Origin of the sequence: Arthrobacter sp. USHLN218 (assembly GCF_037144715.1) — a bacterium.
GTDB lineage: Bacteria > Actinomycetota > Actinomycetes > Actinomycetales > Micrococcaceae > Crystallibacter.
In genome coordinates, this window is the sequence record NZ_JBBCYT010000004.1 from 1 (window position 1) to 26,209 (window position 26,209).

Below are 26,209 nucleotides of genomic sequence, written 5' to 3' on the forward strand. Positions count from 1 at the left end.
GATTCCTGCCGGCCGGGGACACCTTACCCGGTCGGGCAGGCCTGGGTGCACCGGCGGAACCATCCGGACCAGGAGAGGGCGGCGCCGAGGCAGACGGAGCAGCAGGAGGCGCAGCGGAGACAGCCGGATCCAGGGAGAACGGGGCCGCGGGAGGCGTATCGGAGACATCCGGATGGGAGGCAGACGGGTTTTCCACGGGCGCGTCCGGAGCCGTGTCAGGGGCTTCCAGGCCCGCGATGTGAACGGTGCCGAAGATTGGATTTTCCACGACACGCAATTGCTGTCCGGCACCAGGGGCCAGGTCCGGATACATCCGCCGCAGGCATTCCTCCAGCAGCGCCCTGTGCAAGTGGTACTCAAAACGGGAAGAACGCCCACCCCGGACAGCGTCGAAGGCGGCGTTGACCTGCCGCTTCCCCGACCGCTGCTTCCCGAAGTCCTCCATGCACCAACACTATGAGCTGCCTCTGACAATATTCGGAGGGACGCATAGCGTGCGTGACCCGTCGGGATTCGCAGCGTATTTGGGGCGGGACAACATGACCTGTCCTGCCAGCCCAACGGGAAGACGACACGACCCATCCCGCCAGCCCAACGGGAAGACGAGGCGCCCGACCCCCGGGAGTAAACGGGAGGATGATAGGAGGCTCCGCGACCGGTTTAGGGGATACCGCGCGGGCCGGTCCTTGCCTGTTTTCGGCTGCCGCTCCAGCGCAACTCACGTATCCTGTGGACATGCTGACGGGAGCCCGGATTTGGGCCTGGTTTGCGGCGATCTTCTGGGCCGTAGGCTTCTTCGGGATCATCGACCTCACGATGCTCTTCGCCGTGAACCCGGCTCTCCATGCCGTGATGGGGCTCGAAACCAGCTGGGGCGTGCTATTCACTTTCATCATCGGCGGAGCCTTTGTGGCCATCGCCGCGCGGCCCCGGCAGCCTTGGCCGGCCCTCGTGCTGCTCTGGCTGGTGGTCGCTGCACTGCTGCTGGCAAGCGTCCTCGCCGAGGATACCGGGCCGCTGGCGCCCGCCGTACTGCTGCTCCCGATGAGCTTGGTTCCGCTGCTCTCCCGTGCGGACAGGCCGGACCGTGCCGGCGGCAGGCTGGACCCGAGCGGGCCGATTCTTGCGCTGGCCCTGCTCGGGGCACCTGGCTGGTGGGCATATGCGGCAGTCGCAGTCGGGCAGTCCCTCACACCCGGGGTCGTCGATGACACGTCCTGGGGACTCTCGCACTGGCCCATCCAGGCTGCCCTCGGCATGCTGCTGGTAGTGGGCGTGCTGGTCATGGCCTTCTGGCCCGCCGGCCGCACACTCATCGGCATCGCCTGCGGCAGCAGCGCCGTTGTCCTCGGCGTAAGTTGGCTGCTCTACCCCGACAGCGCCGGTGCCGCGCACAGCGCCGGGCTCTCCCTGGCGGCCATCCTCTGGGGCCTCGCCGTGCTCCTCAGTCCGTTCCTGCGCCGTAAGGAACAGGGGCCGGACGCGCGACTCCCTTCCCCAGCCAACAGGCCGGCCCCGCCCGCCCTCTCCGAGTCCGTTCCCGAGCCCGGCGTTCCAGACCAAAGCCCTGCCCGCCGCCGTGGTTAGCCAAACGGCCGGCTGAACGCCGCCGTCGTTAGCCAAACGGTCGGCTGAACACCGCCGAAGAACCAGATGTTCGGGACCCGCCCGCCCGCCGTGGTTGGCCAAACGGTCGGCTGAACGCCGCCGTCGAACCGGATGTCCGGGCCTGCCCCGCCCGCCCGCCGTGGTTGGCCAAATGGCCCGTGGATCGCCGCCGTCGTTGGCCAAACGTCCGCCCAAAGCCGCCGCCGGGATGGCGTCGAGGGATGACAGGGCCCGGGGCAGCCGCAAGAATGGGCCACATGCAACTGCCTGTGATGCCCCCGGTCAAGCCCATGCTCGCCAAGTCCGTGGCGCGGATCCCGGAGGGCGAGCTGTGCTACGAGCCGAAATGGGACGGCTTCCGGTCCATCATCTTCCGCGACGGCGACACGGTGGAGATCGGCAGCCGGAATGAGAAGCCGATGACGCGCTACTTCCCGGAGGTCGTGGAGGCGGCGCTCGAGCAGCTGCCTCCACGCTGCGTGGTCGACGGCGAGATCATCCTGGTCCGCCCGGGCGGCGACCGGCTGGACTTCGAGATGCTGCAGCAGCGCATCCACCCGGCCGCGAGCAGGGTGAAGCTGCTGGCGGCCGAGACCCCGGCCAGCTTTGTGGCATTCGACCTGCTGGCGCTCGATGACGTGGACCTTATGCCGCTGCCGTTCTCGGCCCGGCGGGAGGCGCTGGAGGAGCTTCTCGCCGAGGCGGCCGGGCCGGTCCACTTGACCCGCACCACCCGTGACCACGCGCAGGCCGAGGAGTGGTTCCGGCATTTCGAGGGGGCGGGCCTGGACGGCATCGTCGCCAAGCCGCTGGACGGGACGTACCAACCGGACAAGCGCGCGATGTTCAAGATCAAGCACGAGCGCACGGCGGACTGCGTGCTGGCCGGCTACCGCGTGCACAAGAGCGGCCCGGGGCTGGTCGGATCGCTGCTACTGGGACTGTACGACGGCGGCGGCCTCACCCATGTGGGTGTGGCGGGGGCCTTTTCGATGCAGCGGCGCAAGGAGCTCTTCGAGGAGCTGCAGCCGCTGATCGCCGATTCGGGCGAGCATCCGTGGAGCCGCTCCGAGCACGAGGCCGGCAAGCGCACGCCGCTAACTTCCGAGGGCAGCCGCTGGAGTGCCGGCAAGGACCTGTCCTTCGTGCCGCTGCGGCCGGAGCGCGTAATCGAGGTCAAGTACGACCACATGGAGGGCGAGCGATTCCGGCACACGACGCAGTTCGTCCGCTGGCGGCCGGACCGGGACCCGGAATCCTGCACCTACGAGCAGCTGGAAGAGCCGGTCAAGTACGACCTGGCGGACGTGCTCAGCTAGGCCAGCAGTGCGCAGCCGGCCGGCGGTGCACCGGCTAGCCCGCCGCGCGCTGCTGGCGGGCGTGTTCGGCTAGGCCAGCTGGGGCAGCACGTCCTGGCCGAAGGCGTGGATGAACGGTTTCTGCTCCTGGCCGACGAAGTGCAGGTAGAGCTCGTCGAAGCCCAGGTCCAGGTACTCCTGCAGCCACTGGGCATGCCGGCCGGTGTCGGCGGAGACGTTGACGGACTGCCGGATCTGCTGCTCCCCCACCGTCGTGCTCACCGCGTCGAAGTAGGCGGGCGTGGGCAGGTCCGCGCCGACGAAGGACGGGAAGACGTTGCTGCCCCACTGGTCCAGGGCGATTTCGACGGCGGCGTCCTCCTCGGGTGCCCATGACAGGTGCACCTGCAGCACGGCTTTGCCCTTGCCGCCGTGCTCCCGGTAGGCGCCGAGGACCTTGCGCAGCTGTTCGGCGGGCTGGTTGACCGTGACCAGTCCGTCCGCCCACGCCGCCGCCCGGGCGGCGGTGTCCGGGCTGATGGCCGGGGCAATGATGTCCGGCTTGGGATCGGGCACGTCCCAGATCCGGGCCTGCTCCACGGTGACGAGCCCGCGGTGGGTGACCACTTCGCCGTCGTGCATTTGCCGGATGACCTGCACGCACTCCTCCAGCCTCCGCTGGCGGACGTCCTTGGCAGGCCAGCCGTCCCCGGTGACGTGTTCGTTGATGTTCTCCCCGCTGCCGGGGGCGAACCAGAAGCGGCCCGGGAACATGCTGGCGAGGGTGGCGGAGGCGTGCGCGATGACGGTGGGGTGGTAGCGCTGGCCCGGCGCGGTGACGACGCCGAAGCGGAGCTTGGTGGTGGCGAGCGCGGCACCTAGCCAGGACCAGGCGAAGCCGGAATGGCCCTGCCGGGCGGACCAGGGCTCCAGGTGGTCGGAGCACATGGCCGCGCCGAAGCCGGCCTGCTCGGCCAGTTGGACGTCGGCCAGGAGCTGGGCCGGAGCGATCTGTTCGTGCGATGCATGGAACCCGATGACAGCCACGATCCATGCTTACCGGGCTGTCCGGGGCTTGTCGAGGCATGCGCTGGAATCGGGCGGGCGATGCCGGACCGGAAGGAGGCGTGTGCTAAGAAGAAGCGTTGGCACGCACGCAGCGGAAGGTACAGCATGGGCACTCGCCGGATCGGGACCAGGGACGTCGGCAGCATCGGGCTGGGGTGCATGAACCTCAGCCATGCCTACGGCACGCCCCCGCCGCGCGAAGAGGCCGAGGCGTTGCTGCTGCACGCGCTGGACAGCGGCGTGCGGCACTTCGACACGGCCGCGCTCTACGGTGCGACGGCGAACGAGACCTTGGTGGGCGAGGTCCTGGGCGCGCGGCGGGACGAGTATTTCCTGGCCAGCAAGTGCGGCATGACGAGCGTGGACGGCAAGCGCGTGATCGACGGCCGGCCGCACACGCTGAAGGCCACCTGCGAGGAGGCGCTGCGGCGGCTGCGCACGGACCACATCGATCTCTACTATCTGCACCGCTGGGACAAGACCATCCCGATCGAGGAGAGCGTCGGTGCCTTGGCGGAACTCGTGGCCGAGGGCAAGATCGGCGGGATCGGCCTCTCCGAGGTTTCCGCCGGCACGCTCCGCCGGGCCCACACGGTGCACCCGATCGCGGCGCTGCAGACGGAGTATTCGCTCTGGACGCGCAATCCGGAGCTGGGCGCCCTGGAGGCCTGCCAGGAACTGGGCACCGCGTTCGTGGCGTTCAGCCCGCTGGCCCGCGGTTTCCTCGCCGGCGGTGTGCGCGATGCGGCGTCATTGCCCGACGGCGACATCCGCCGCGGCATGCCGCGCTTCTCGGCGCAGAACTACCCGCTCAACCTGCGGCTGCTGGACGAGTTCATCCGTCTTGCCGGGGAGGCCGGCTGCACCCCGGCCCAGCTGGCGCTGGCCTGGGTGCTGCACCGCGGCGAGGACATCGTCGCCCTTCCCGGAACCACCAGCATCGCCCACCTCGACGACGATATGGCCGCCGCCGCCGTCGTACTTGATGCCCCGCTGATGACCCGGCTGGACGAGCTGATCAACGAGCAGACCGTGCACGGTGCGCGCTACAGCGCGGGCCAGCAGGCGGACGTGGACACCGAAACGTACAGCGAGCCGGAACGGTCGGAGTAGATCCCGGCATCCGCGCGGCGGTCCTTTACGAAGTGTTGCTGGGGTTTGACCGCGCAGCATGCCGCGTTTAGCGTGGAAACCAGAATCATGAGTGCCAACACCAAGCCCTGGCTGGTTGGCCGGCAACCCTCTCGCCGTAGCGGGGTGCTCCAGGTGATGATTCGGCCCGCTGGCCAACAGCCAGCGACGCAAGTACTGCGCATTCGCCGGTCGTAGAGGAAGCCAGCGGATTCGCCTGACGGCAAAGGAACCGGCATGTCCCTCCACGATGATCTGCAGCCTGACACCCTCCGCAAGGCCTTCGGTCGCTTCCCGTCGGGTATCGCCGCCCTGTGCGCCATTGTCGACGGCGCCCCGCAGGGCATCGTCGCATCCTCCTTCACCGTGGGCGTCTCCATGGATCCGCCGCTGGTGATGTTCGCGGTGCAGAACACCTCGCGCACCTGGCCGATCGTGCGCACCGCCGGACGGATCGGCGTTTCCGTGCTGGGTGCGGGGCACGACGGCGTCTGCCGCCAGATTGCGTCGAAGTCCGGGGACCGCTTCGCCGGGCTTCAACTGCATTCCACCGACGACGGCGCCCTCTTCCTCGAGGAGGCCGCGCTGTGGTTGGACTGCTCGGTGGAGCAGGAGGTTCCGGCCGGCGACCACCACGTGGTGCTGCTGCGGGTGCACGCCCTGACCACGCACGACGACGCGCACGAGCCGCTGGTCTTCCACGGTTCGGCCTTCCGCCGGCTGGAGCAGCCGGTCTTCGCCTAATACCGGGGCTACTTCCAGCACCTGCCCAGTTTCCCGCCGTAGCGTAGGCGGGATGATGACGAGTGTGCCCGCCGCGGCCCCTGCCCGTTGCCGCACCTGACCATGACTGCGACCCTGCCCGTTCCTGCCCGCGCTGCCTGCTCCAACGCGCAGGAGCCTCCGCCTGGCCGCCCGTACCGCGTGGCGCTGGCCGGCATCGACGGCTCCGGGAAGACCTCCGCGGCCGAGGCTGTGAGGGCCCGGTTTGCGACTGCCGGCGAGCCCGTCGCCGTCCACGGAATCTACGCCGGCCGGAAGACCCTGGAGCGATGGGCGAACCGGCTCGGCACAACCGCCGAACGGGTGCTCGGCCGCAGGGGCTTGAGCGCCGTCGAAAATGCCATTCGCGTTGCCATGGCCTGCGCCGCCTACCGAAAGTCCCGGGATGCCGGCGGGCTGGTGCTGTTCGACCGTTCCCTCTACTGCCAGCTGGCACGCGACCACAGCCGCGGACTGGTCCGGCGGAGCCTCTCCGCGCGCCTGCTGGCCCTGCTTCCCCGCCCTGACCTGGTGGTCTACTTCGACATTCTCCCGGAACAGGCCCTCGCCCGGGTGGCCCTGCGCGGGGAGGACTCAGAAACCCTCCCGGGACTGGCCTCGTTCGCTGCCCGCTACCGGGCGCTGGCGGACTTCGGGGACTTCGCGGTGATCGACGCCGGCCGTCCGCCTGCCGACGTGGCCGACCAACTGGAACAGCTGATCCGCCTCCGCCGCCCGGCCCCAGGTTCTTAGGCGGCGGGCTTCCGGCGGACCAGCCAGAGCAGGACGGCGCCGGCGGCCAGGGCCAGCGCGGCCAGCGGCGCGAGCGCGGTGGCGGTGCTGCCGGTATACGCCAGCTGCGGAGCCGTTGCTTCGGCGGACTGCGGCTCGGCAGACCGCGCGGCGGCAGGCTGCGACACCGGCGCGGGATTCATTGCCGCCGGTTCGACGTCCGGCGCCGCCGGGGCCGCCGCATCCGCCTCGGCCAGGCCGATCGCAATGATGGCCGAGTATTCGCCGTCGACTTCGAACAGGTCGGTCAGTCCGTCGGGATCAATGCCCAAGGCCTGCGGGCCTTCATCTTCGAAAGGATAGACGTACGCTTCGGCCCCGGAGACGGCATAGCCCTCCGGAACGGCCAGACGCAGCCTGTAGCGGCCCTCGTCCAGCCATCCGCCCGACATGCCGTTCTCGTCGGTGGTCGCGGTCGCTGCCAGGGAACCGTCCTCGGACAGGATTTCCACGTCGACGTCGGGGGCACCGGCCTCGTCGTCATCGAAAATGCCGTCGCGGTCTGCGTCCACATAGGCGGCGAAGGTGAGGCTCGGCCAATCCTCCGGAACGAACAGTGCGAGATCGAACGTGACGGAAGTCTGCTCGGGGCCCAGCTCGAATGAGGGCGTGTAGCCGTCGTCGTCGAGGTCAAAGGAGAAGCCCACGTCATCCACCGATGGGAAACGCAGCCGGTAGGTTCCGGCATCGAGGTTCTCGAAGGCATACTGGCCGGCGGCATCCGTGACGGCCGTCCGGACCCGGGTGCCGTCCTTGGCCAGCAACTGGACCTCGATGCCTGCGGCCCACTCATCGAGGCCAGGGCTGTAATCCCCATCACCGTAGTAGTCGCCCCACACCGAACCGCTGACCGTATAGCCCGCCTCCTGCGGCCGGGCTGCCTGCTCCCGGACCGGCTGTTGCGTGGCGGCGCCGGCGGGCGTTTCCTGGACGGCCTCACCCTGGAGGACGTCCGCGCTGGTCTTCCCGGGCCCGGCATCGCCGACGGTCTCCGGGGCAGCAGCGTCGCCGGCCTGGTCCGCGCCGGACGGAGCCTCGCCCTCCGTAGCCGCCTGAGGCTCGATGCCCTCCTCCTCGGCAGGCTGCTCGCGGGCCTCGTCCAGCGCCGAGTCGAACGCCCTGCGCAGCGGGGAGTCCTCCGGCTTCTCCTGTGCCGCGGTGCTGCCGGTCAACTCCACGGGAGCCGCCGGGAGCTCGGTGGCAAGCGCAGCCGGAGTGGAGGCGATGCCCAAGGCAGCCACCGCAGCAACCGCCGTCAGCGCGGCCGCGGCGCGGAAACGCACCGGCCTGGAGTTCGACAACATCCATCCCCCTACGCAGCGGGAACCGGCGCCGGCGGCGCGCAGAAAGAAGGCAAATTCCCCAACTGTGAGCCCTAGCATAAGCGACCATTGATCGTTCCGTTTAACCGGTGTCCGTCAGCCGCAGGGACCCGCGTTAAATACGGATGCCCCGCCTGTCCGGCAGGGCATCCACAGGAAGAGGCGGCTCGCTACAAGCGGCCGCCGCCCTCGGTGTCGTCCACGCGATTGGCGTCATCCTTCAGATGCGCCTTGGTGTCCGCGACCTTGTCCTTGATTTCGCCTTCGGCCTGCTGGGCGTGGCCCTTCATCTCCTGCGATTTGTCGTCGGTGGCCTTGCCGACCGCCTCGTTGACTTTGCCCTTGACCTTGTCTTTGGCTGCCTCGAACTTGTCGTCGACTCCCATAATCGGATCCCGCCTTCGCTATCGTTCCTGGCGTTGCGCCGGGGCGGAGGGCCCGTCCCACTGTGAACACTAGTCCCCTTGCCGCCGCCGCGCAGCCATCTTGCAGGACTCCACGCAGCGTTCCGCCGGGCCCGGACCAGGGTAACCGGTGGCGTGCGGCCGCCCGACAAGGAATAGTGGGGCTCGGAGGGTGCGCCGACCGCGCCCCACTGGACCGACCGGGGAGGAAGTCACCATGGAATTCGCCCAAGACGACGCCGGCGACCTGATCATCGGCGACGTCAGCCGGCCCGGCGGCCGCGCCCTGAGCATTGGCATCACCGGCATCGCCGGCGACGAGGTGCTCAGCCTCAGCTGGGTAGAGACCGGCGAAACGCTGAAGCTGACGCTGGAGGAAGCCGTCGCGCTGCGCAACGAGATAGACCACATCATCCGCGACCGCCACCGGCCCGAAGAATAGGCTCCTCGGGGTTCCTCGTCCCTTCAGCCGCCTCGGATACGGACCGGTTTCAGTTCATCCGCGACGGACGCCTCAGGGACGGACGCCTGAGGGACGTGCGCTTGTAGATCGGCTGCAGTTCCGGTGCGGACGACGGCGGGCGCGCAGCGTCCGGCTCGGCGGTTGCCGGGACCGGTGGACCGGGCAGCGGGGCGGACGCGACGGATGGCGGCGAACGCTGGACATCCACCTCGGCGGAACCTTCCTTCGCCCGCCGGCGATGCTGCCGGGGCATACGGATCTTGTTTCGGACCCAGTCGCTGGAGTCCGAGATGATCTGTTCCAAGGGGCCCCTACCCATCGCGCTTCGCCAGGCCAGGGCGAACAGCATGAAGGAAATGATCTGGACCCACAGGGAAACCCGCGGCCGGGCCGGGTCCAGCACATCGATCGCCAGAATAGTAACGTGCGCAGAATAGAGGGTCAGCGTCATGGCGCCGATAGCCGCGAACGGCGAGAAGATCTTGCCGCCGGAACGGGTCAGGAGCAGGACCACCCCCGTTACGGCCATCGCACAGCCTAGATCGTGTATCAGGTTCAACGGGGTGTGAGAGTACGGTGCGACCGTGGCCAGCCACCACCCGGTGGTGTGCGGCAGCATCGGATCCTCGGGCCCGTACGCCAGGACGTCGATGATGTCGTCGCTGGTCATGCCCGGTGTCGCTTCCACCAGGCGCTGGAAGCCTCCGGCTGCTCCGAGCAAGAACTGGGAGAGGAACCAGGTGGCCAGTGCCAGTCCCGCGCCCCAGGCTGCAATGACCAGCGCGACCCTCTTCGACGTCAGGACCTGGCGGCCGATGACTATGCCGACGCAGATGTACGCCATCCAGAGCAGCGTGGGATATTGCCCGATCAGGAGCATGTCGGAGATGAACGGCACGGGGTATTGAAACATCGTTGTCAGGGTGTAGTCCGCACCCGGGTCGGGTTGTTCCGGGAGGCTGTCGCCGAAGAGGAACAACAGGAGCGGGCCCAGGGTGGCGAACAGGACTCCGGCGATGATCAGCACACGGTTGGACCGGCCATACAACGGAATGACCAGCAGGAACAGGATGCCGAAGTAGGGAAGGATCGTCGTGACATCGGCTTCCAGATAGCCCAGCAGGAGGCCGGCCAGCATGATGAGCAGGCCCCGAACGACGAGGGCTCCCCGGTCCGCCCACAGCGTGCGGCCAAACAGCTTTCCCCGCGACCGCCTCTCCACGAACGCAATGGACACGCCCGCCAGCAAAGCGAAGAGCCCGGCGGCGCGGCCGGCGAAAACGGCATAGACCAAGGACATGTCGTCGCTCTTCGTCGTGGTGGGCCAGACGTGGACGGCCACCATGCCGATCAGGGCGATGGACCGCGCAACATCGATACCGATGGCACGTTTCGTTCGGGTCGGCTCGTTTGGTCCGGGCTCCAACGTCACGGCGGACGGCGGCGGGGCCGCGAGGGGCGTGGAGTTACGAAGCGGTTTGTGGATTCCGGCAGTCATGGCAGGCCTCGCTGCCCCTGCGCACCAGCGTTCATGGGGGATTCCTGTAGCAATCTAAGTAGCGGTTGTCCTCTCCCCCTTGAGCCATTCTTTAGCCTTGCTGTTACGCCCCCATCACCGCCGCGTTATCGCCCCATGGTCCATACGGCATCGGCGCTAACCGGAACCTTTCACTGCTGCCGGCAAACCATTTCCGGACCCCTAGGTTTTTTCCAACCTCTGCCTGCTAGGGCAGCGCCCGGCCCCGGGCGGCAACCCACAGCGAGTACCACTCATGCCGGTCCATGCCGGCGGCGACGCGTTCGGCGTCCCGGCTGGCCCGGATCCGTGCGGGGTTGCTGGTCCCCACCACCGGGCGGATCCCGGCGGGGTGTCGGAGCAGCCAGCCGAGGACGACGGCCTCGGGCGCGCAGCCTTTGCTCTCCGCCAGTTCGCCCACGAGGGCGGCCGCGGCCGCGTCCGGTCCGGTCTCCGCCGTTGCCGAGGCCCCGCTGTAGCGGCCCTGCGCCAGGGCGCCCCAGGCCTGCAGTTCGACGCCGGTCACCTGGCAGTATTCGACGGTGCCGTGCGGAAACCCCACCTCGGCGGCTTCCGGGTGGTTGACGAGCACGCCGGATTCCAGCCAGCCAGTGCGGTGCAGGCTCATCTCCAACTGATTGGCCGCGAGCGGTTCGGGGAGCGCGGACTGCAGCCAGCGCATCTGCTCAGCGGACATGTTGGACACGCCCAGCCGTCCCACTTTCCCCGCGTCCCGCAACTCCAGGAAGGCGTCGGCGATTTCCCCGGGATGCGCCAGCGGGTCGGGCCGGTGGATCAGCAGCGTCTCCACGTGCCCGGTCCCGAGCCGCCGCAGGCTCTCCTCGGTCTGCGCCAGGATCCACTCGCGGGACGAATCGTACTGGCCTGCCCGCTCCGGCGACGGCAGCCGGATCCCGCACTTGGTCTGCAGGCGGATTCGTCCGCGCAGCCCCGGCCGCTCGGACAGGACCCGGCCGAACGCCTCCTCCGCCTTGCCGTGGGCGTAAATGTCGGCGTGGTCGAAGTCGCGGATCCCGGCGTCCAGCGCGGCGTCCACCGCATCGTGGGCCGCCTTGACGTGCGCAGCCTCCAGCGGGCCCGAACCCCAGCCACCGCCCAAGCCCATGCATCCGAAAATCAGGCGCGATCCGCCGTCGTCCATGAAAGTCCCTTCTGAAGGCGTCCTCCAGACTAGGCTACGGCCCGCGCCGTGCAGACGAGCTGCTGCCGCCCCGAAGAGGGCGGCAGCAGCTTCGGATCGATCAGGTCATCTGCATGGGCTTCCGGGCGGAAACATGTTCCACCATCTCGCCCACCTTTTGTTCAGTGTAGTTGCGGGCAATGTCGCCCTGGCTGACGATGCCGACCAGCTTGTGGTCGGTGATTACCGGCAACCGCCGGATCTGGTAGCGCTCCATCATCCCGATGGCGTCGTCGATGCTGGCATCGGCGTCGATCCAGTACGGCTTGCCCTGGGCAAGATCGGCCGCCGTCATTTCCCTGGCGTCCCTGCCCTCGGCAAGGCATCTCACGACGATGTCGCGGTCCGTAATGACACCCTTCAACATGCCGTCGTCACCGCAAATCGGCAGCGAGCCGCAATCCAGGTCGCGCATCATCCGGGCAGCTTCTTCGAGGGTTTGATGTTCGCGGATACACTGGCAATCCGTCGTCATGAATTCACGTACGACGCTCATCACTCCTCCTTTATCGATGGGTTCATCGACGCCGGAGCCTCGGCGCCAGCGCCGATACTTCCAGATTATGCCCTCAAGCGACGGCGGGAACAGGGCTCTTGGAGTGCACGTACACTATTGACCTATGACGCAGGCCACAGGCGGTGCGCGCCCGCTCGGACTCACCCGGTTCTCCACATTGGGGCTGCCCGGCGACCGCCGGATCGCGCTCTGGGAGGAACACAATGCGCGAGCGCTGGTCGGCCTGCAGGCGCGGACGCTGAACGGCACCTCGCTCGAGGCGACAGAGTTGAACCTCCAGCTGCCCAGGCTGCAGCTTGCCCGCGTCGCCGGCACGCCGCACGTGGTGGAGCGATCGACGCGGGAAATCGCGGCTCATCCGGCCGAGGCCGTGGTGGCGTACTTCGCCCTTGAGGGCGAAGGCTTTTTCTACCACCGGGACGGGTGCGAAATCCTCAAGCCGGGCCAGGCGATTCTCTACGACGCGGACCAGCCGTTCATGCGCGGGTTTTCGCACGGGCTGAACGAGCTCGCCCTGAAGATTCCGAGGCGCACGCTGGGCGAGCTGACCGGCCGGTCCGGGCTGGTCCGGCCGCAGGTTTTCGGGTTCCGCGGCGCGGAGGCCGGCACCGTGCACGCGCAGGCCCTCGCGGCATCGCTGGCGGATGCCCTCGCAGGCCAAGCGACCGACTGGGACCGACTGGAGACGAAGGCGCTGGGCCTGTTGGCCCACATCATGAACGACGGCGGGGCTCCCGTCGGGCATCTGGACGCGGCGCGGGCCTTCATCACCGCACATGTGGGCGACGCGGGGCTTTCGGCCGGACGGATCGCCGCCGCCGTGGGCATTTCCGAGCGGCAGCTCTCCCGCATCTTCGCCGCGGCGGGCACCAGCGTTCCGCGCAGCATTCTGGACGCCCGGCTCGACGCCGCCCGCGAACGGCTCCGCTCCCCCGCCTCCGTGAGGCAACCGCTGGCAGAGGTCGCCGCAGAACTCGGTTTCGCATCCCAGCCGCACTTCTCCCGCAGCTACAAGGAGAAGTTCGGGTTGACCCCGCTGCAGGACCGCCGCCGGCGCTGACCTCATTTGCGGCACAACCTGCATCACCCCCGCCGCTTCGGCCCTGGAGGAAGGCAACACCCATGAAGCTGACGTTGACCGAGTTCGTGTCGCTGGACGGCGTGTGCCAGGGGCCCGGGTCCCCGGATGAGGACACCACCGGCGGTTTCACCCGGGGCGGCTGGTTTGTCCCCCACATGGACGAGGTGTTCATGCAGCAGGCGGCGGACTGGCTGGCCCAGGCGGACGGCCTCCTGCTGGGCCGGCGCACCTATGAGGAGTTCGCCGAGTCCTGGCCGAACATGCCCGATCCGGACGAGCCCTTCGCCCGGACGATGAACGGCCTGCAGAAGTACGTCGCGTCCAACCGCTTGTCCAGCGCAACCTGGCAACCCGCCACCGTCCTGTCCGGCGACGTCCCGGCCAAGGTCGCGGAACTCAAGGGGCAGAGCGGGCGGGAACTGCAGATCCACGGCAGCGCGCGGCTCGGTCAGTCGATGCTCGCCGCGGGGCTGGTGGACGAGCTGCGGCTGGTCATCGCACCCGTCATCGTGGGCAGCGGGCGCCGGCTGTTTCCCGACGGCACTGCCCCGACCGGGCTCAGGCTGGTCCGCAACGAATCGACGCCCGGCGGCCTCGCGATCCATGTCTACGAAACTACGGGCGCTCCGGAGTCCGGAACCTACGAGGGCCCGGGCGAGGACTGACCCGCCGGGGCGGGTTTTTGCCTGGTTCCGCCATGGCTTTGCCGGTTTCCGCCGTGATGGGGACCGCACGCCAAAGCGTCAGTGTGAACTGGAACACTCATGCGCAGATGCCCGGAAAGCCCGGCCTTTCGAAGTGGAGTAGCTGCCATGGTGATTTTCAATGACGGGGTCTCCGAGACCGAGACCCCGGACTCCGCCGTCGTCGAGACGGACGTCCTCATTGTCGGCTCCGGCCCCGCGGGTTCCTCTGCCGCGCTGTTCCTGTCCTCGCTCGGGGTACCGAATATCATGATCACCAAGTACCGGTGGACAGCGAACACGCCGCGGGCGCACATCACCAACCAGCGGACCATGGAGATCTTCCGCGACCTCGGCATCGAGGAGCAGGTGCTCGCCGAGGCAACGCCGCACCACATGATCGGCGACACTGTCTTCTGTACCTCGATCGCAGGCGAGGAGATCGGGCGCATCCTGACCTGGGGCAACCATCCGGCCCGGCACGCGGACTACGAACTGGCCTCGCCCTCGCTGAATTGCGACATCCCGCAGACCTACCTGGAGCCGATCCTGGTCAAGAACGCCACGATGCGCGGCACCCAGACCCAGTTCTCCACCGAGTACCTCTCGCACACCCAGGACGCGGCCGGCGTGAACGTCCGCGTACTCAACCGGCTGACCGGCACCGAGTACACGATTCGTGCCAAGTACCTGATCGGCGCGGACGGCGCGCGGTCCAAGGTCGCCGCCGAGATCGCACTGCCGTACGAGGGGCAGATGGACATCGCCGGATCGATGAACATCACGTTCAAGGCGGACATCGCCGAGCTCGTCGGCCACCGTCCCTCCGTGCTGTACTGGGTGGTCCAGCCCGGTTCGAACATCGGCGGAATCGGCGCCGGGCTGGTCCGCATGGTCCGGCCGTGGAACGAGTGGCTGATCGTCTGGGGCTTCGACATCAACGAGCGCACCCCCGAGGTCAGCGAGGAGGACGCCCGCCAGGTGGTCCGCAACCTGATCGGCGTCCCGGACCTGGACGTCGAGATCACCGGCATCTCGCTCTGGGGCAACAACGAGCAGTACGCCACCCACCTGCAGAAGGGCCGCGTCTTCTGCGCCGGCGACGCCGTGCACAAGCATCCGCCGAGCAACGGCCTCGGCTCCAACACGTCCATCCAGGACTCCTACAATCTCGCCTGGAAGCTCGCCGCCGTCCTGAACGGGCAGGCCGGCGAGGAGCTGCTGGAGACCTACTCCGCCGAACGGGCGCCGGTGGCCAAGCAGATCGTCACCCGCGCCAACCAGTCGGGCCGCGAGTTCGTGAAGCTGTTCGAGGCCCTGGGCATCGATAAGGCGGAGTCTCCCGAGGAGATGCATGCGCTGATCGAGTCCCGCAAGGACAACACGCCGGAGGGAGCTGCCAAGCGCGCCGCCGTCCAGGAGGCCATGGAGATCAAGAACTACGAGTTCAACGCCCACGGGGTGGAACTGGGACAGCACTACGTCTCCACCGCCGTCGTCGGCGACGGCACGGCCAGGCCGGAACCCGCCCGCGATCCCGAACTCTACTACCAGCCGTCCACCTACCCGGGCGGGCGGCTGCCGCATGCGTGGGTGGGCGACCACGCCAGGAAATACTCCACCCATGACCTGGCACCCTACGGCCGGTTCACGCTCTTCACCGGTATCACCGGTGCGGAATGGACGACGGCGGCGCAGAAGGTCAGCGACCAGCTCGGCATCACGGTGGAGACGGTAGTCATCGGCCCCGGCCAGGAGGTCACCGACCTGTATTTCGACTGGGCTAAACTGCGCGAAGTGGCGGAAGACGCGGCCGTCCTGGTGCGTCCGGACAAGCACATCGGCTGGCGTTCGGACCGGCTGCCGGAGGACCCGGAAGCCGCCTTGAAGACCGCCCTGACCGCCATCCTGAACCGGGAGAACCAAGAATGAGCCTGACCTTCGACCACGTGACGCTGGGGCAGCGGGTGCTGTTCGGCACCGGCAAAGCCGCGGACAACCTGGCTGCCGAGGTGCAGCGGTTCGGTGCGCAGCGGGTGATGGTGATCGCCTCGGGGTCCGAGGCGGCCATCGCCGCGAAGGTGGCGACGGGCATCGAGGCGGCGTTGAATTACGACGACGTAGCGCCGCACGTACCGATCGAGAAGGCCGAGAGGGCCCGCACCGCCGCTGCAGAACACGGAATCGACCTGTTGGTGTGCGTGGGCGGCGGCTCGACCACCGGACTGGCCAAAGCCATCGCCCTCACCTCGGGCCTGCCGATCATCGCGGTCCCGACCACGTATGCCGGGTCGGAGGCCACGAACGTCTGGGGCCTGACCGAGGCGGCGCGCAAGACCACCGGCGTCGACGACAAGGTGCTGCCCGCCACCGTCATCTACGACGCCAACCTGACCCTGTCCCTGCCCGTCGAACTGTCCGTGGCGTCCGGCCTGAACGGGATGGCGCACTGCATCGACTCCATGTGGGGACCGCGCGTCGACCCGATCAACCAGGCCCTCGCCGCCGAGGGCATCCGCGCCCTGAACCAGGGCCTGCCGGGCATCGTGCAGGACCCTCAAGGGCTGGAGGGCCGGGAACAGGCGCTCTACGGTGCCTACCTCTCCGCCGTCGCGTTCGCCTCCGCCGGCTCCGGCATGCACCACAAAATCTGCCATGTCCTCGGCGGAACCTGGAACATGCCCCATGCCCAGACCCACGCCACCGTCCTGCCCTACGTGCTCGCGTTCAACGCCCCGGCCGCCCCTGACGCAGCCGGGCGGATCGCCGCCGCGTTCGGCACCACCGACGCGGTCGACGGGCTGAACCTGCTCCGGGAAACCCTCGACGCGCCCAAGGCGCTGAAGGACTACGGCTTCGCACAGGAGAACATCGCCGAAGCCGTGGACCTGATCCTGCCGGTCATCCCGGCCTCCAACCCGCGCCCGGCCACCAAGGAGAACCTCACAGTCCTCCTGCGCGCGGCGACCGCCGGCGACGACCCGAAGACCCTCACCGACCTCTAAGGCAGGCAGCCATGACCAACACCGATACCGACACCACCGGCTACAGCATCAGCCCCGAACAGCAGCAGGTCGAGCAGGACCTCGTCGACACCGTCGTCGCGTCCTTCGACAACACCGCGGACCCCCGGCTCAAGCAGGTCATGCAGTCCCTGACCCGACACCTGCACGCCTTCATCCGCGAGGTCCGGCTCACCGAGGACGAGTGGAACAAGGCCATCGAATTCCTCACCGCCGCCGGCCACATCACCGACGACAAGCGCCAGGAATTCATCCTGCTCTCCGACGTCCTCGGCGCGTCCATGCAGACCATCGCCGTGAACAACCCGACCTATACCGGCAGCGCCGCCGCCACCGAGGCCACTGTCTTCGGCCCGTTCTTCACCGAGGACGCCCCCGGGATCCCGCACGGCGGGGACATTGCCGGCGGCGCCCACGGCCAGCCCTGCTGGGTTGAGGGCACCGTCACCGACACGGACGGGAACCCCGTCCGGAACGCGCGGATCGAGGTCTGGGAAGCCGACGACGAGGGCTTCTACGATGTGCAGTACACGGACGGTCGCGTCGCCGGCCGCGCCCACCTCTACACCAACGAGCGCGGCGAGTACTCCTTCTGGGGGCTGACCCCAACCCCGTATCCGATCCCCCACGATGGTCCCGTCGGGAAAATGCTCGAAGCCACGGGCCGCTCCCCCGTCCGCGCCAGCCACCTGCATTTCATGGTCACCGCCGAAAACCTGCGCACCCTCGTCACCCACATCTTCGTCGACGGGGACCCGCAGATCGGCATCGGCGACAGCGTCTTCGGCGTCAAGGACTCCCTCATCAAGACCTTCGAACAGCAGAAGCCGGGCACCCCCACCCCGAACGGCCGCGACCTCGGCAACCAGGCCTGGGCCCGCACCCGCTTTGACATCGTCCTGGCACCGGAAGCCGCCTGACCGCCGCGAGGGCCCGCCCGGCGCGGGAGCACTCCTCAGCCCAGGACGTTGATCGGGTGGCCGGCCTGGAATGCCTGGATGTCTTCGAGCATCTGTGAGTAGCCAAGCCGGAGGGCCCGCTGCGTCACGAACCCGATGTGCGGGCTGAGGATCAGGTTCGGCGCATCACGCAGGGGCGATCCGGCCGGGAGCGGCTCGGTGTCGTAGACGTCCAGGGCCGCGGCCGCGATCCGGCCCTCGCGCAGCGCCGCGACGAGTTCGCCTTCGTCCACGATCGGGCCGCGGGAGGTGTTGACCAGCCGCCCTTCAGCGCCCAGCAGGTCCAGCTCCCGCCGGCCGATGAGGCCCCGGGTGCTGTCCGAGAGCCGGAGGTGGATGCTGGCGATGTCGCTGCGCCGGAACAGTTCCTCCTTGCCGACCGGCTCCGCGCCTCCGGCGGCGGCCCGTTCGGGGGTCAGGTGCGGGCTCCAGGCGATGACTTCCATGCCGAAGGCCCGCGCGTATTCCGCCATCCTGGTTCCGAGCTTGCCGAGCCCGACCAGCCCGAGGGTGGCCCCTTCGAGGTCGATCCCAAGGCGCTGCTGCCAGAGGCCGGCCCGGACATCGCGGTCGTTCGCGGGAAGGTCGCGGGCCACGGCCATCACCAGGGCCCAGGCGAGTTCGGCGGTGGCGGCGGTGCCGCGGCGGGTGCCGCACACGGTCACGCCGTTGCGGGCGGCGGCGTCCAGGTCGATGGAGGCATTCGCCATCCCCATCGTCGTGACCAGTCGCAGGTTCGGCAGCCGGTCCAGCAGCTCGGCGGACATCGGCGTCCGTTCGCGCATGACGACGATGGCATCAAAATCCCGCAGCCGCTCCGCCAGTTCATCGAGGCCGTCCAGGTGGTCGGTGAACCGCACCACCTCGGAGCCTTCGCCGAGTTCCTCCCACGGCGCGCTCCGCAGGGCCACATCCTGGTAGTCGTCCAGCACCGCAATCCTCATCCGGCCCGCCTCCTGTAGATCCGCCGTTTCCGCCCAACCTACCTGCCGGAGCCGCCGGATTCACCGTTGCCGGTTGCCGCGGCCCGGAGTATTAATGGCCTCACTCAACGAGCCGGAGGTCAGCCATGTCCATCCAAACCCCCAGGAATTCCGAAATCCCGGGCTACACCTACGGCGCCGCGGGCCACTCGCCGGTCACCTTGGCGGAGCTTGAAGAACTCAAGGCCAGCGTGATGTTCGGCGAGAAGGACGCGGCCCTGCTGAGGCGGGCCGGCGACCTCCTGGACGGCCAGGTCGAGAAGGTCCTCGATACCTGGTACGGCTTCGTTGCCGGCCAGCCCCACCTCGTCGCGCATTTTTCGCGCCCCGACGGAGAACCCATCATCGAGTACCTGGAGGCCGTTCGTTCCCGCTTCGGCCAATGGATCCGGGATACCTGCGCCCGCCCGTACGATCAGGAGTGGCTGGACTACCAGAACGAGATCGCGCTGCGGCACACCCCGGAGCACAAGAACGAGACGGACCAGGTGGGTTCAACCCGGGTGGTGCCGCTGCGGCATCTCATCGCCCTGGTGGTGCCGATTACGACGACGATCCGCCCGTTCCTCGCAAAGCGCGAGGAATCGGCGGAGAAGGTGGAGGCGATGATGGAAGCCTGGCTGAAGGCCGTGGTCCTGCAGGTGGCGCTGTGGTCCAGACCGTACGCGAACGAGGGCCGGTGGTGAGCGGCGTCTCGGACTTCTGGGACGGCTTCTACGCCGAGCGGGACAAGGTCTGGAGCGGGCGGCCCAACGGCGCGCTCGTCCGCGAGGTGTCCGGCCTCAGCCCCGGCACCGCGGTGGACCTGGGCTGCGGCGAGGGCGCCGACGCCATCTGGCTCGCGGCCCGGGGATGGCAGGTGACCGGGGTCGACGTTTCGGAGGTGGCCCTGGCGCGGGCCGCCCGCCACGCCGAGGCCCAGGGCGTTACCGGGCGGATCGACTGGCAGCGGCTGGATCTGGCCGAGTGGGCGCCGGACCGGCGCTTCGACCTGGTGTCGGCCCAGTTCCTGCACTCCCCGACCGAGCTTCCCCGCAATCGGATCCTCGAGCACGCCGCCGCCGCGGTTGCTCCCGGCGGCACGCTGCTGATCGTCGGCCATGAGTCCTTCCCGCCCTGGTCCCGGCACCCGGAACCGGAAGAGCCGCTGCCGACAGCAGCCGAAGTGGCCACCGGACTGCGCCTGGACCGAGGCGGCTGGGAACTGGAGACGGTGGGCTCCCTGGAACGGGAGGTCACCGGACCGGACGGGGAGACCGCCATGCTGGCCGACAGCGTCCTGCGGGCCCGCCGGCTCGGGGCCTAGCCGCTCCGGGCCCCGCCCCACCCTTGAGCGCACCAGGACTGAGCGCACCCGGACTTAACGCACCCGGCACCCGGGCGAGTCGCGCGACTTGCCCGGGTGCCGTCTTACGTTACCTCTGGAATCAGCCCCAGGGAATGGCGCCCAGCAGGATGCCCACCGCGAGCATCACCACGGAGACGACCGCGGCGCGCCAGAGCACCTTCTTGTGGTGGTCGCCGAGTTCCACGCTGGCCAGCGAGACCAGCAGCAGGATCGCGGGGACCAGCGGGCTCTGCATGTGCACCGGCTGGCCGGTGATCGACGCGCGGGCCATCTCCGCCGGGGCGATGCCGAAGTGCGCGGCGGTTTCGCTCAGGACCGGCAGCACGCCGAAGTAGAACGCGTCGTTGCTCATGAAGAACGTCATCGGGATGCTGAGCAGGCCGGTGATGACGGCCATGAACGGGCCCATCGAGTCGGGAATGATGTTCACCAGCCAGGCGGCCATGGCGTCCACCATGCCGGTGCCGTCCAACACGCCGGTCAGCACGCCGGCGGCCATCACCATGGAGACAACGGCGACGATGCTCTGGCCGTGCGCGACCAGCTGGGCGGCCTGGTCCTTGACCTTCGGGAAGTTGACCACGAGGGCCAGCGCGGCGCCGATCATGAAGACGTAGGCCAGCGGGATGATGTCGAGCACCAGCACGACCATGACGGCCACGGTCAGCACGAGGTTGAACCAGAACAGCTTCGGGCGCAGCGTCGGGCGGTTGGGGTCGAGGGCTGAGCCGACCAGCGACGACGAGTCCGTGGTCTTCTCCTCCACGGGAGCCTCCAGGAGGGCCACGGAGCCGCCGGCCGCCGGGGCGCCGGAGGGCTGGACACGGGTGGATGCGCTGCCGGAACCGGAGCGGCCGCTGCCGCCGTTGTGCTTGCTGCCCGAGCCCGTCCCGCCGTTCTCCCAGAGGTTGGGCTTGCCCTTGGTGTCCGCGATGCCGCCGGCGAGACGCTTGCGCTCATGCAGGCCGAGGGTCCACGCGAAGATCATGACGATGACCATGCCGGCCAGCAGGGACGGGATCATGGGGACGAAGACGTCGGTGGGCGAGACGTCCAGGGCAGCCGCGGCACGTGCGGTGGGACCTCCCCAGGGAACGATGTTCATGGTGCCGTTGGCCAGGCCGGCGACACAGGTCAGGACCACCGGGCTCATGCCCAGCCGCAGGTAGATCGGCAGCATTGCGGCCGTGGTCAGGATGAAGGTGGTGGACCCGTCCCCGTCGAGGGAGACGACGGCGGCCAGCACCGCGGTGCCGAGCACCACCTTTGCCGGGTCGTTGCCCAGCGTGCGCAGGATGAAGCGCACCAGCGGATCGAAGAGGCCGACGTCGATCATCAGGCCGAAGAAAATGATGGCGAACATCAGCAGCGCCGCCGTCGACGTCAGCGACTTCATCGACTCGAGGACCATGTCCCCCAGGCCGAGGCCGGCGCCGGCGAAGAGGCCGAACACCGTGGGCACGATGATGAGGGCCAGCACCGGTGTCAGTTTCTTCGTCATGATCAGGGCCATGAAGACCGCGATCATCGCGAATCCCAGGAAGACCAGCACAGTAACTCCTTTGTCTAGCGGGCCGGGGTGTGACCGGCCATACAGACATTAGAGTGGCCTCGATCACGGATGGCGGTTTAGCCCCCTTGAGGTGCATACTTCTTATTGCGCACGTTTTGCTCATTTAGCTCACCGAGATCCGCCAACCAGTCAGCCGGCAGGAGGGAACATGGCCACCGAGCACCGCCGCCGCGGCTGGCGGATCGGCTTCTCCACGCGGATGCTGCTGCTCCAGCTCGCCGTCGTGGCGCTGGTCGTGCTGCTCTCGGCCATCATGCTGGGCTGGCTGACCTACCAGCGGCTGGGCAACGAGGCGGAGGGCCAGGCCCTGGCGGTGGCACGGTCGGTGGCCGCCTCCGGCGATGTCAGGGATGCCACCGCGGCCCTGAAGGATGCCCCGCCCGCGGAGCTTTCCCCCGCGGCCCTCGCCCGGGGCCCGCTGCAGCCGCTGGCCGAGGACGTCAGGAGCCGCACCGGGGCGCTGTTCGTGGTGGTCACGGACGACGCCGGCCTGCGGCTGGCCCATCCCAATCCCGACCTGCTGGGCCAGCGCGTGAGCACCGATCCCACCGAGGCGCTGGCCGGCCGCGAGGTGACCGCCCAGGAGCAGGGCACCCTCGGCCATTCGGCGCGCGCCAAGGTTCCGGTCTACGCGCCGGACTCCACGAACGTGGTCGGCGAGGTCAGCGTCGGCTTCTCCAGCGGGGCGGTGCTGGAAAGCCTGGCCGGCGACGTGCTGCCCATCGCCGCGACGGCGGCGGGCGCCCTGGCTCTCGGCACCGTGGCCTCGCTGTTGTTGGGCCGGCGCCTCAAACGCCTCACCCTGGGCCTCGAGCCGGAGGAGATTTCGGCGCTCGTGCAGGACCAGGAGGCGGTGCTGCGCGGCGTGGACGAGGGCGTCATCGGCGTCTCGCAGGACCGGCGGATCACGGTCTTCAACCGCGAAGCCAAGCGGCTGCTGGGCATACCGATCGACGCCGAGTTCGTCGGCCGGCCGCTGGACGCGGCCGGCCTGCCGGATTTCCTCGCCGCCCTGCTGCCCGCGGCGGACCCGCAGTCCCCGGCGGTCGAGCAGCTGGTCGGTTCCCGCGTGCTGATCGCTTCCGCCCGCCAGGTGCAGCCCAGTCGCACGCCCGGAAGGCGCGGTTACCGCCCGGGAGGCACCGCCGTCGTCGGTACCCGTGCACCGGAACTCGGCTGGGTGATCATGCTGCGCGACCGGACCACGGTGCAGTCGCTGACCCGACAGCTGGATGCCGTCGGCGCGCTGTCCACCGCGCTGCGCGCCCAGCGCCACGAGTTCGCCAACCGGCTGCACACCGTCTCCGGCCTGCTCGGGATCGGGCGGCATGCCGAGGCCCGGGACTACCTCGCGGAGATCATGCGGACCGGCCCCCTGAGCTATCCCGCGGAGCAGGCCGAGCTGCTGCAGGATCCGTACCTGCAGGCTTTTGTCGGGGCCAAGAGCGTCGAGGCCGCCGAGCGCGGCGTCGCCCTGCGGGTGGGCCCGGAGACCCTTATCCGCGGCCGCATCACGGACCCGCAGGACGTCACGACCGTGCTCGGAAACCTGATCGACAACGCCGTGCGCGCCGCGGTCCACGGCAGCAATCCGGACCGGTGGGCCGAGGTCGAGGTGATGGACGAGCTCTCGGCGGGCGGCGGCACGCTCCACGTGGTGGTCGCGGACTCCGGAGACGGCCTAGCAGCGCCGGCGGCCGGACCGGCCGGGAGCACGGACGCCAGGGCCGCCAACGACGACGGAGGTGCGGCCGTGGAGCGCATCTTCGCCGAAGGGTATTCCACGGCGAAGGGCACGCCGGAGTCCCTGGCCGACGGCGGCGGCCCCGCCGCGGCCCTGCCCGACGCGCACGGACAGGGCTTCGGCCTGCCGCTGGTCCGGCGGCTGGCGCGGCGGCGCGGCGGCGACGTCTGGGTCGCGGATGCCGGCCGGGACGGCGGGCCCGGGGCCGTTTTCTGTGCCCGGCTGCCCGGAACAGTGGAACCGCAAGGAACAGGAGAGGCCCCATGACGGACCTTCGCGTGCTCATTGTCGACGACGACTTCCACGTGGGCCGACTGCATGCCGGCTACGTGGACGCCGTTCCCGGCTTCACCGCGCTGCCGCCGGTCGGCTCGGCGGAACAGGCCCTGCGCGCGGTGCACGGGCAGGAACCGGACCTGCTGTTGCTGGATGTCTACCTGCCGGACGCGCTCGGGCTGGACCTGCTGCGCACGGTGGACGTGGACGCGATCATGCTCACCGCCGCGGCGGATGCCGCCTCCGTCCGCAAGGCGCTGCGGCGCGGCGCCCTGGGCTACCTCATCAAGCCGTTCACCGCGGAGCAGCTCTCCCGCCGGCTCCGCGCCTATGCCCGGTTCCGGCGGATGCTGGCGGACCAGCCGTCGGTGGACCAGGACATGGTGGACCGTGCGCTGCACACGCTGTATCCCGCCGAGCCGGCCGCCCCGGCCGCGAGGACCCGGTCCGCCACGGAAGCCGCCGTGCTCGACGCGCTGCCGGCGGGCAGCCAGTACTCGGCGGCCGAGGTGGCGCAGCAGGTCGGCATCTCCCGGGCCACCGCGCAGCGCTACCTCTCGGCGCTGGCGGACGACGGCGCCGTCGAAATCCACCTGCGCTACGGCAGCACGGGACGCCCCGAACACCGCTACGGCCGGTCCTGAGCCCTCCGGCTTAGTCCTCGTACCGCTGCCACGGCGCCGAGGCATGCGGGATGTGCCAGCCGAAGTGCAGCGAAAGCACCCGCAGGCCGAAGACGACCGTCGCGATGGCGACCGCGGCCACCGGACTGTACAGGTCCGCCTGCCAGACGACGGCGGTGATTCCCGCCCCGAGCATCGCCGGGACCGCGTAGATATCCCGCGGATCGAAGAGCTGCGGCTCCCGGTTGGCGACGACGTCGCGGAGCATGCCGCCGCCGACGGCCGTCGTCACGCCCAGCAGCGCCGACGCGATCGGGTTCAGTCCTACCTCCAGCGCCTTGACCGTGCCGACGATGCAGAACAGTGCCAGGCCGCCGGCGTCGAACACGAGCAGGGGTTTGCGCAGCCGTTCCACGCTGCGCTTGAGGAAAAAGACCATCACCGCCGCCACAACCGGGGCCGCCAGGTACACCGGGCTGTCGAACGCGTTCGGCACTTCGCCCAGGATCAGGTCGCGGATCACGCCGCCGCCGAGCCCGGCCAGCGCGCCCAGGAACAGCGAGCCGATGATGTCGAAGCCGCGCCGGGCGGCCAGCAGGCAGCCGGACACGGCGAAGAAGAAGGTGCCGAGAAGGTCCAGCACGAGTCCCAGCGGCACGGCCCGTCCCTCCTCGTCAGCCCGGCAAGTCCGGCATCGGGTGCCCTTCCGCCTGCATCATATCCCCGGCGGGACGGGCCCCCGGCGGGGCCGGTAGCATCGGGACCATGGAATTCAGGTATCTGGGCAACAGCGGGCTGAAGATTTCGGAAATCACCTTCGGGAACTGGTTGACGCACGGCTCCCAGGTGGAGAACGACGTCGCCACCGCCTGCGTGCACGCCGCCCTGGACGCGGGGATCACCACCTTCGACACCGCGGACGTGTACGCCAACACGGCGGCCGAGCAGGTCCTCGGCGACGCGCTGAAGGACGAGCGGCGCGAGTCGCTGGAGATCTTCACCAAGGTCTACTTCCCCACCGGCCCGAAAGGGCACAATGACACCGGCCTCTCGCGCAAGCACATCATGGAGTCGATCGACGGGTCGCTGCGCCGGCTGCAGACCGACTACGTGGACCTCTACCAGGCCCACCGCTACGACGCCGAGACGCCGCTCGAGGAGACCATGCAGGCCTTCGCCGACGTGGTCCGGGCCGGCAAGGCGCTGTACATCGGCGTGAGCGAGTGGACGGCGGACCAGCTCCGCGCGGGCCACGGCCTGGCGCGCGACCTGGGCATCCAGCTGATCTCCAACCAGCCGCAGTACTCCATGCTCTGGCGCGTGATCGAGGACGAGGTCGTGCCGGCGTCGGAAGACCTCGGTATCTCGCAGATCGTCTGGTCCCCCGTGGCGCAGGGCGTGCTCACCGGCAAGTACAAGCCGGGGGCGGACGTGCCGCAGGGCAGCCGGGCGGCCGACGAAAAGGGCGGCGCGGACATGATCAGCCGGTGGCTCGACGACGACGTCCTCAGCGGCGTGCACCGGCTGCAGCCGATCGCAGAGGACGCCGGCCTGACCATGGCGCAGCTCGCCGTGGCCTGGGTGCTGCAGAATCCCAACGTCGCCTCCGCCATCATCGGAGCGTCCCGCCCGGAACAGATCGCCTCCAATGTCCAGGCGGCCGGAGTGAAGCTCGACGAGGGCACCATGTCCCGGATCGACGAAGCCATCGGAGCCCTCGCCGAGCGCGACCCGCGGAAGACCCGGAGCCCCGAAACCCGCCTGGCCTGACCGGAAGTACTTGTCATATAAGTTGGTTCACTTGTACTATCAGTGGACCAACTACTCCTGCCCG

Annotated in this window: 25 protein-coding genes and 1 riboswitch; of the genes, 16 read left to right on the forward strand and 9 right to left on the reverse strand. The window is 69.0% G+C overall.

The window, feature by feature from the left end:
* Positions 1–735: 735 nt before the first annotated feature.
* The gene (locus tag WFH44_RS09805; protein WP_336713666.1) at positions 736–1,587 is read left to right on the forward strand and encodes a hypothetical protein; all 852 of its coding nucleotides are present in this window, start codon (positions 736–738) and stop codon (positions 1,585–1,587) included.
* Positions 1,588–1,865: 278 nt separating this feature from the next.
* Positions 1,866–2,927, forward strand: a complete 1,062-nt coding sequence (locus WFH44_RS09810; protein ID WP_336713668.1) for an ATP-dependent DNA ligase — start codon at positions 1,866–1,868, stop codon at positions 2,925–2,927.
* Between the two features lie 69 nt (positions 2,928–2,996).
* Here WFH44_RS09810 and WFH44_RS09815 read toward each other — a convergent pair whose 3' ends face one another.
* Positions 2,997–3,953, reverse strand: coding sequence for a TIGR03885 family FMN-dependent LLM class oxidoreductase (locus WFH44_RS09815; RefSeq protein WP_336713669.1), 957 nt, complete (start codon positions 3,951–3,953; stop codon positions 2,997–2,999).
* Between the two features lie 126 nt (positions 3,954–4,079).
* On the opposite strand from WFH44_RS09815, the gene WFH44_RS09820 reads away from it, so the two are divergent.
* The 3 genes from WFH44_RS09820 (at position 4,080) to WFH44_RS09830 (ending at position 6,620) form a co-directional block, all read left to right on the forward strand.
* Complete coding sequence (locus WFH44_RS09820) at positions 4,080–5,087, forward strand: aldo/keto reductase (protein ID WP_336713670.1); 1,008 nt, start codon at positions 4,080–4,082, stop codon at positions 5,085–5,087.
* A gap of 83 nt (positions 5,088–5,170) precedes the next feature.
* A riboswitch (SAM riboswitch) is annotated at positions 5,171–5,288 on the forward strand.
* A gap of 54 nt (positions 5,289–5,342) precedes the next feature.
* Positions 5,343–5,849: a flavin reductase family protein gene (locus WFH44_RS09825; RefSeq protein ID WP_336713672.1), complete on the forward strand. Its 507-nt coding sequence runs from the start codon at positions 5,343–5,345 to the stop codon at positions 5,847–5,849.
* Positions 5,850–5,951: 102 nt separating this feature from the next.
* Complete coding sequence (locus tag WFH44_RS09830) at positions 5,952–6,620, forward strand: dTMP kinase (RefSeq protein WP_336713674.1); 669 nt, start codon at positions 5,952–5,954, stop codon at positions 6,618–6,620.
* Here WFH44_RS09830 and WFH44_RS09835 read toward each other — a convergent pair.
* Both WFH44_RS09835 and WFH44_RS09840 read right to left on the reverse strand, forming a co-directional pair.
* Positions 6,617–7,963 carry an SdrD B-like domain-containing protein gene (locus tag WFH44_RS09835; RefSeq protein ID WP_336713675.1) on the reverse strand — a complete coding sequence of 449 codons (1,347 nt, stop codon included), beginning with the start codon at positions 7,961–7,963 and terminating at the stop codon, positions 6,617–6,619. The two genes, WFH44_RS09830 and WFH44_RS09835, sit on opposite strands and share 4 nt — an antisense overlap.
* A gap of 188 nt (positions 7,964–8,151) precedes the next feature.
* Positions 8,152–8,367 (reverse strand): CsbD family protein, encoded by a 216-nt coding sequence (locus tag WFH44_RS09840; protein WP_264797166.1) that lies wholly within the window; start codon positions 8,365–8,367, stop codon positions 8,152–8,154.
* Between the two features lie 235 nt (positions 8,368–8,602).
* On the opposite strand from WFH44_RS09840, the gene WFH44_RS09845 reads away from it, so the two are divergent.
* Positions 8,603–8,827 (forward strand): hypothetical protein, encoded by a 225-nt coding sequence (locus WFH44_RS09845; RefSeq protein WP_264797165.1) that lies wholly within the window; start codon positions 8,603–8,605, stop codon positions 8,825–8,827.
* Positions 8,828–8,876: 49 nt separating this feature from the next.
* Here WFH44_RS09845 and WFH44_RS09850 read toward each other — a convergent pair whose 3' ends face one another.
* From WFH44_RS09850 to WFH44_RS09860, 3 genes are all read right to left on the reverse strand, one after another.
* Entirely contained in the window at positions 8,877–10,346 is a 1,470-nt protein-coding gene (locus tag WFH44_RS09850) for a heparan-alpha-glucosaminide N-acetyltransferase domain-containing protein (RefSeq protein ID WP_336713676.1), read from the reverse strand.
* 226 nt (positions 10,347–10,572) lie between these two features.
* On the reverse strand, positions 10,573–11,526 hold the full coding sequence (locus WFH44_RS09855) for an aldo/keto reductase (protein WP_336713677.1): 954 nt from the start codon (positions 11,524–11,526) through the stop codon (positions 10,573–10,575).
* 100 nt (positions 11,527–11,626) lie between these two features.
* The gene (locus WFH44_RS09860; protein WP_336713678.1) at positions 11,627–12,061 is read right to left on the reverse strand and encodes a CBS domain-containing protein; all 435 of its coding nucleotides are present in this window, start codon (positions 12,059–12,061) and stop codon (positions 11,627–11,629) included.
* A 124-nt stretch (positions 12,062–12,185) separates the two neighbouring features.
* Here WFH44_RS09860 and WFH44_RS09865 point away from each other — a divergent pair, with 124 nt between their 5' ends.
* The 5 genes from WFH44_RS09865 to WFH44_RS09885 all read left to right on the forward strand — a co-directional run bounded on the left by WFH44_RS09865 (position 12,186) and on the right by WFH44_RS09885 (position 17,789).
* A complete protein-coding gene (locus WFH44_RS09865) occupies positions 12,186–13,142 on the forward strand; it encodes a helix-turn-helix transcriptional regulator (RefSeq protein ID WP_336713679.1) in 957 nt (318 codons plus the stop codon).
* A gap of 62 nt (positions 13,143–13,204) precedes the next feature.
* Positions 13,205–13,828, forward strand: a complete 624-nt coding sequence (locus WFH44_RS09870; protein ID WP_336713680.1) for a dihydrofolate reductase family protein — start codon at positions 13,205–13,207, stop codon at positions 13,826–13,828.
* Positions 13,829–13,975: 147 nt separating this feature from the next.
* Complete coding sequence (locus WFH44_RS09875; RefSeq protein WP_336713682.1) at positions 13,976–15,778, forward strand: FAD-dependent oxidoreductase; 1,803 nt, start codon at positions 13,976–13,978, stop codon at positions 15,776–15,778.
* A complete protein-coding gene (locus WFH44_RS09880) occupies positions 15,775–16,851 on the forward strand; it encodes a maleylacetate reductase (RefSeq protein WP_336713683.1) in 1,077 nt (358 codons plus the stop codon). Before WFH44_RS09875 ends, WFH44_RS09880 begins: the two co-directional genes overlap by 4 nt.
* A gap of 11 nt (positions 16,852–16,862) precedes the next feature.
* Positions 16,863–17,789: a dioxygenase family protein gene (locus WFH44_RS09885; RefSeq protein WP_336713685.1), complete on the forward strand. Its 927-nt coding sequence runs from the start codon at positions 16,863–16,865 to the stop codon at positions 17,787–17,789.
* Between the two features lie 35 nt (positions 17,790–17,824).
* Here the strand turns inward: WFH44_RS09885 and WFH44_RS09890 are convergent, their stop codons facing one another.
* The gene (locus WFH44_RS09890; RefSeq protein WP_336713686.1) at positions 17,825–18,772 is read right to left on the reverse strand and encodes a D-2-hydroxyacid dehydrogenase family protein; all 948 of its coding nucleotides are present in this window, start codon (positions 18,770–18,772) and stop codon (positions 17,825–17,827) included.
* Positions 18,773–18,897: 125 nt separating this feature from the next.
* Between WFH44_RS09890 and WFH44_RS09895 the strand changes: the two genes are divergently transcribed.
* The gene (locus WFH44_RS09895) at positions 18,898–19,497 is read left to right on the forward strand and encodes a protoglobin domain-containing protein (protein ID WP_336713687.1); all 600 of its coding nucleotides are present in this window, start codon (positions 18,898–18,900) and stop codon (positions 19,495–19,497) included.
* Positions 19,461–20,117, forward strand: coding sequence for an SAM-dependent methyltransferase (locus WFH44_RS09900; RefSeq protein WP_336713689.1), 657 nt, complete (start codon positions 19,461–19,463; stop codon positions 20,115–20,117). The genes WFH44_RS09895 and WFH44_RS09900 overlap by 37 nt, the downstream gene beginning before the upstream one ends.
* Before the next feature lie 121 nt (positions 20,118–20,238).
* Here the strand turns inward: WFH44_RS09900 and WFH44_RS09905 are convergent, their stop codons facing one another.
* A complete protein-coding gene (locus WFH44_RS09905) occupies positions 20,239–21,711 on the reverse strand; it encodes a CitMHS family transporter (protein WP_336713690.1) in 1,473 nt (490 codons plus the stop codon).
* Positions 21,712–21,880: 169 nt separating this feature from the next.
* Here WFH44_RS09905 and WFH44_RS09910 point away from each other — a divergent pair, with 169 nt between their 5' ends.
* Together WFH44_RS09910 and WFH44_RS09915 are read left to right on the forward strand one after the other, a co-directional pair.
* Positions 21,881–23,743, forward strand: coding sequence for a sensor histidine kinase (locus WFH44_RS09910; RefSeq protein ID WP_336713692.1), 1,863 nt, complete (start codon positions 21,881–21,883; stop codon positions 23,741–23,743).
* Positions 23,740–24,396, forward strand: a complete 657-nt coding sequence (locus tag WFH44_RS09915; RefSeq protein WP_336713694.1) for a response regulator — start codon at positions 23,740–23,742, stop codon at positions 24,394–24,396. The genes WFH44_RS09910 and WFH44_RS09915 overlap by 4 nt, the downstream gene beginning before the upstream one ends.
* 10 nt (positions 24,397–24,406) lie before the next feature.
* Here the strand turns inward: WFH44_RS09915 and WFH44_RS09920 are convergent, their stop codons facing one another.
* Positions 24,407–25,027: a trimeric intracellular cation channel family protein gene (locus WFH44_RS09920; protein ID WP_442892904.1), complete on the reverse strand. Its 621-nt coding sequence runs from the start codon at positions 25,025–25,027 to the stop codon at positions 24,407–24,409.
* A gap of 113 nt (positions 25,028–25,140) precedes the next feature.
* Here WFH44_RS09920 and WFH44_RS09925 point away from each other — a divergent pair, with 113 nt between their 5' ends.
* Positions 25,141–26,145: an aldo/keto reductase family protein gene (locus WFH44_RS09925; protein ID WP_336713698.1), complete on the forward strand. Its 1,005-nt coding sequence runs from the start codon at positions 25,141–25,143 to the stop codon at positions 26,143–26,145.
* Positions 26,146–26,209 lie beyond the last annotated feature (64 nt).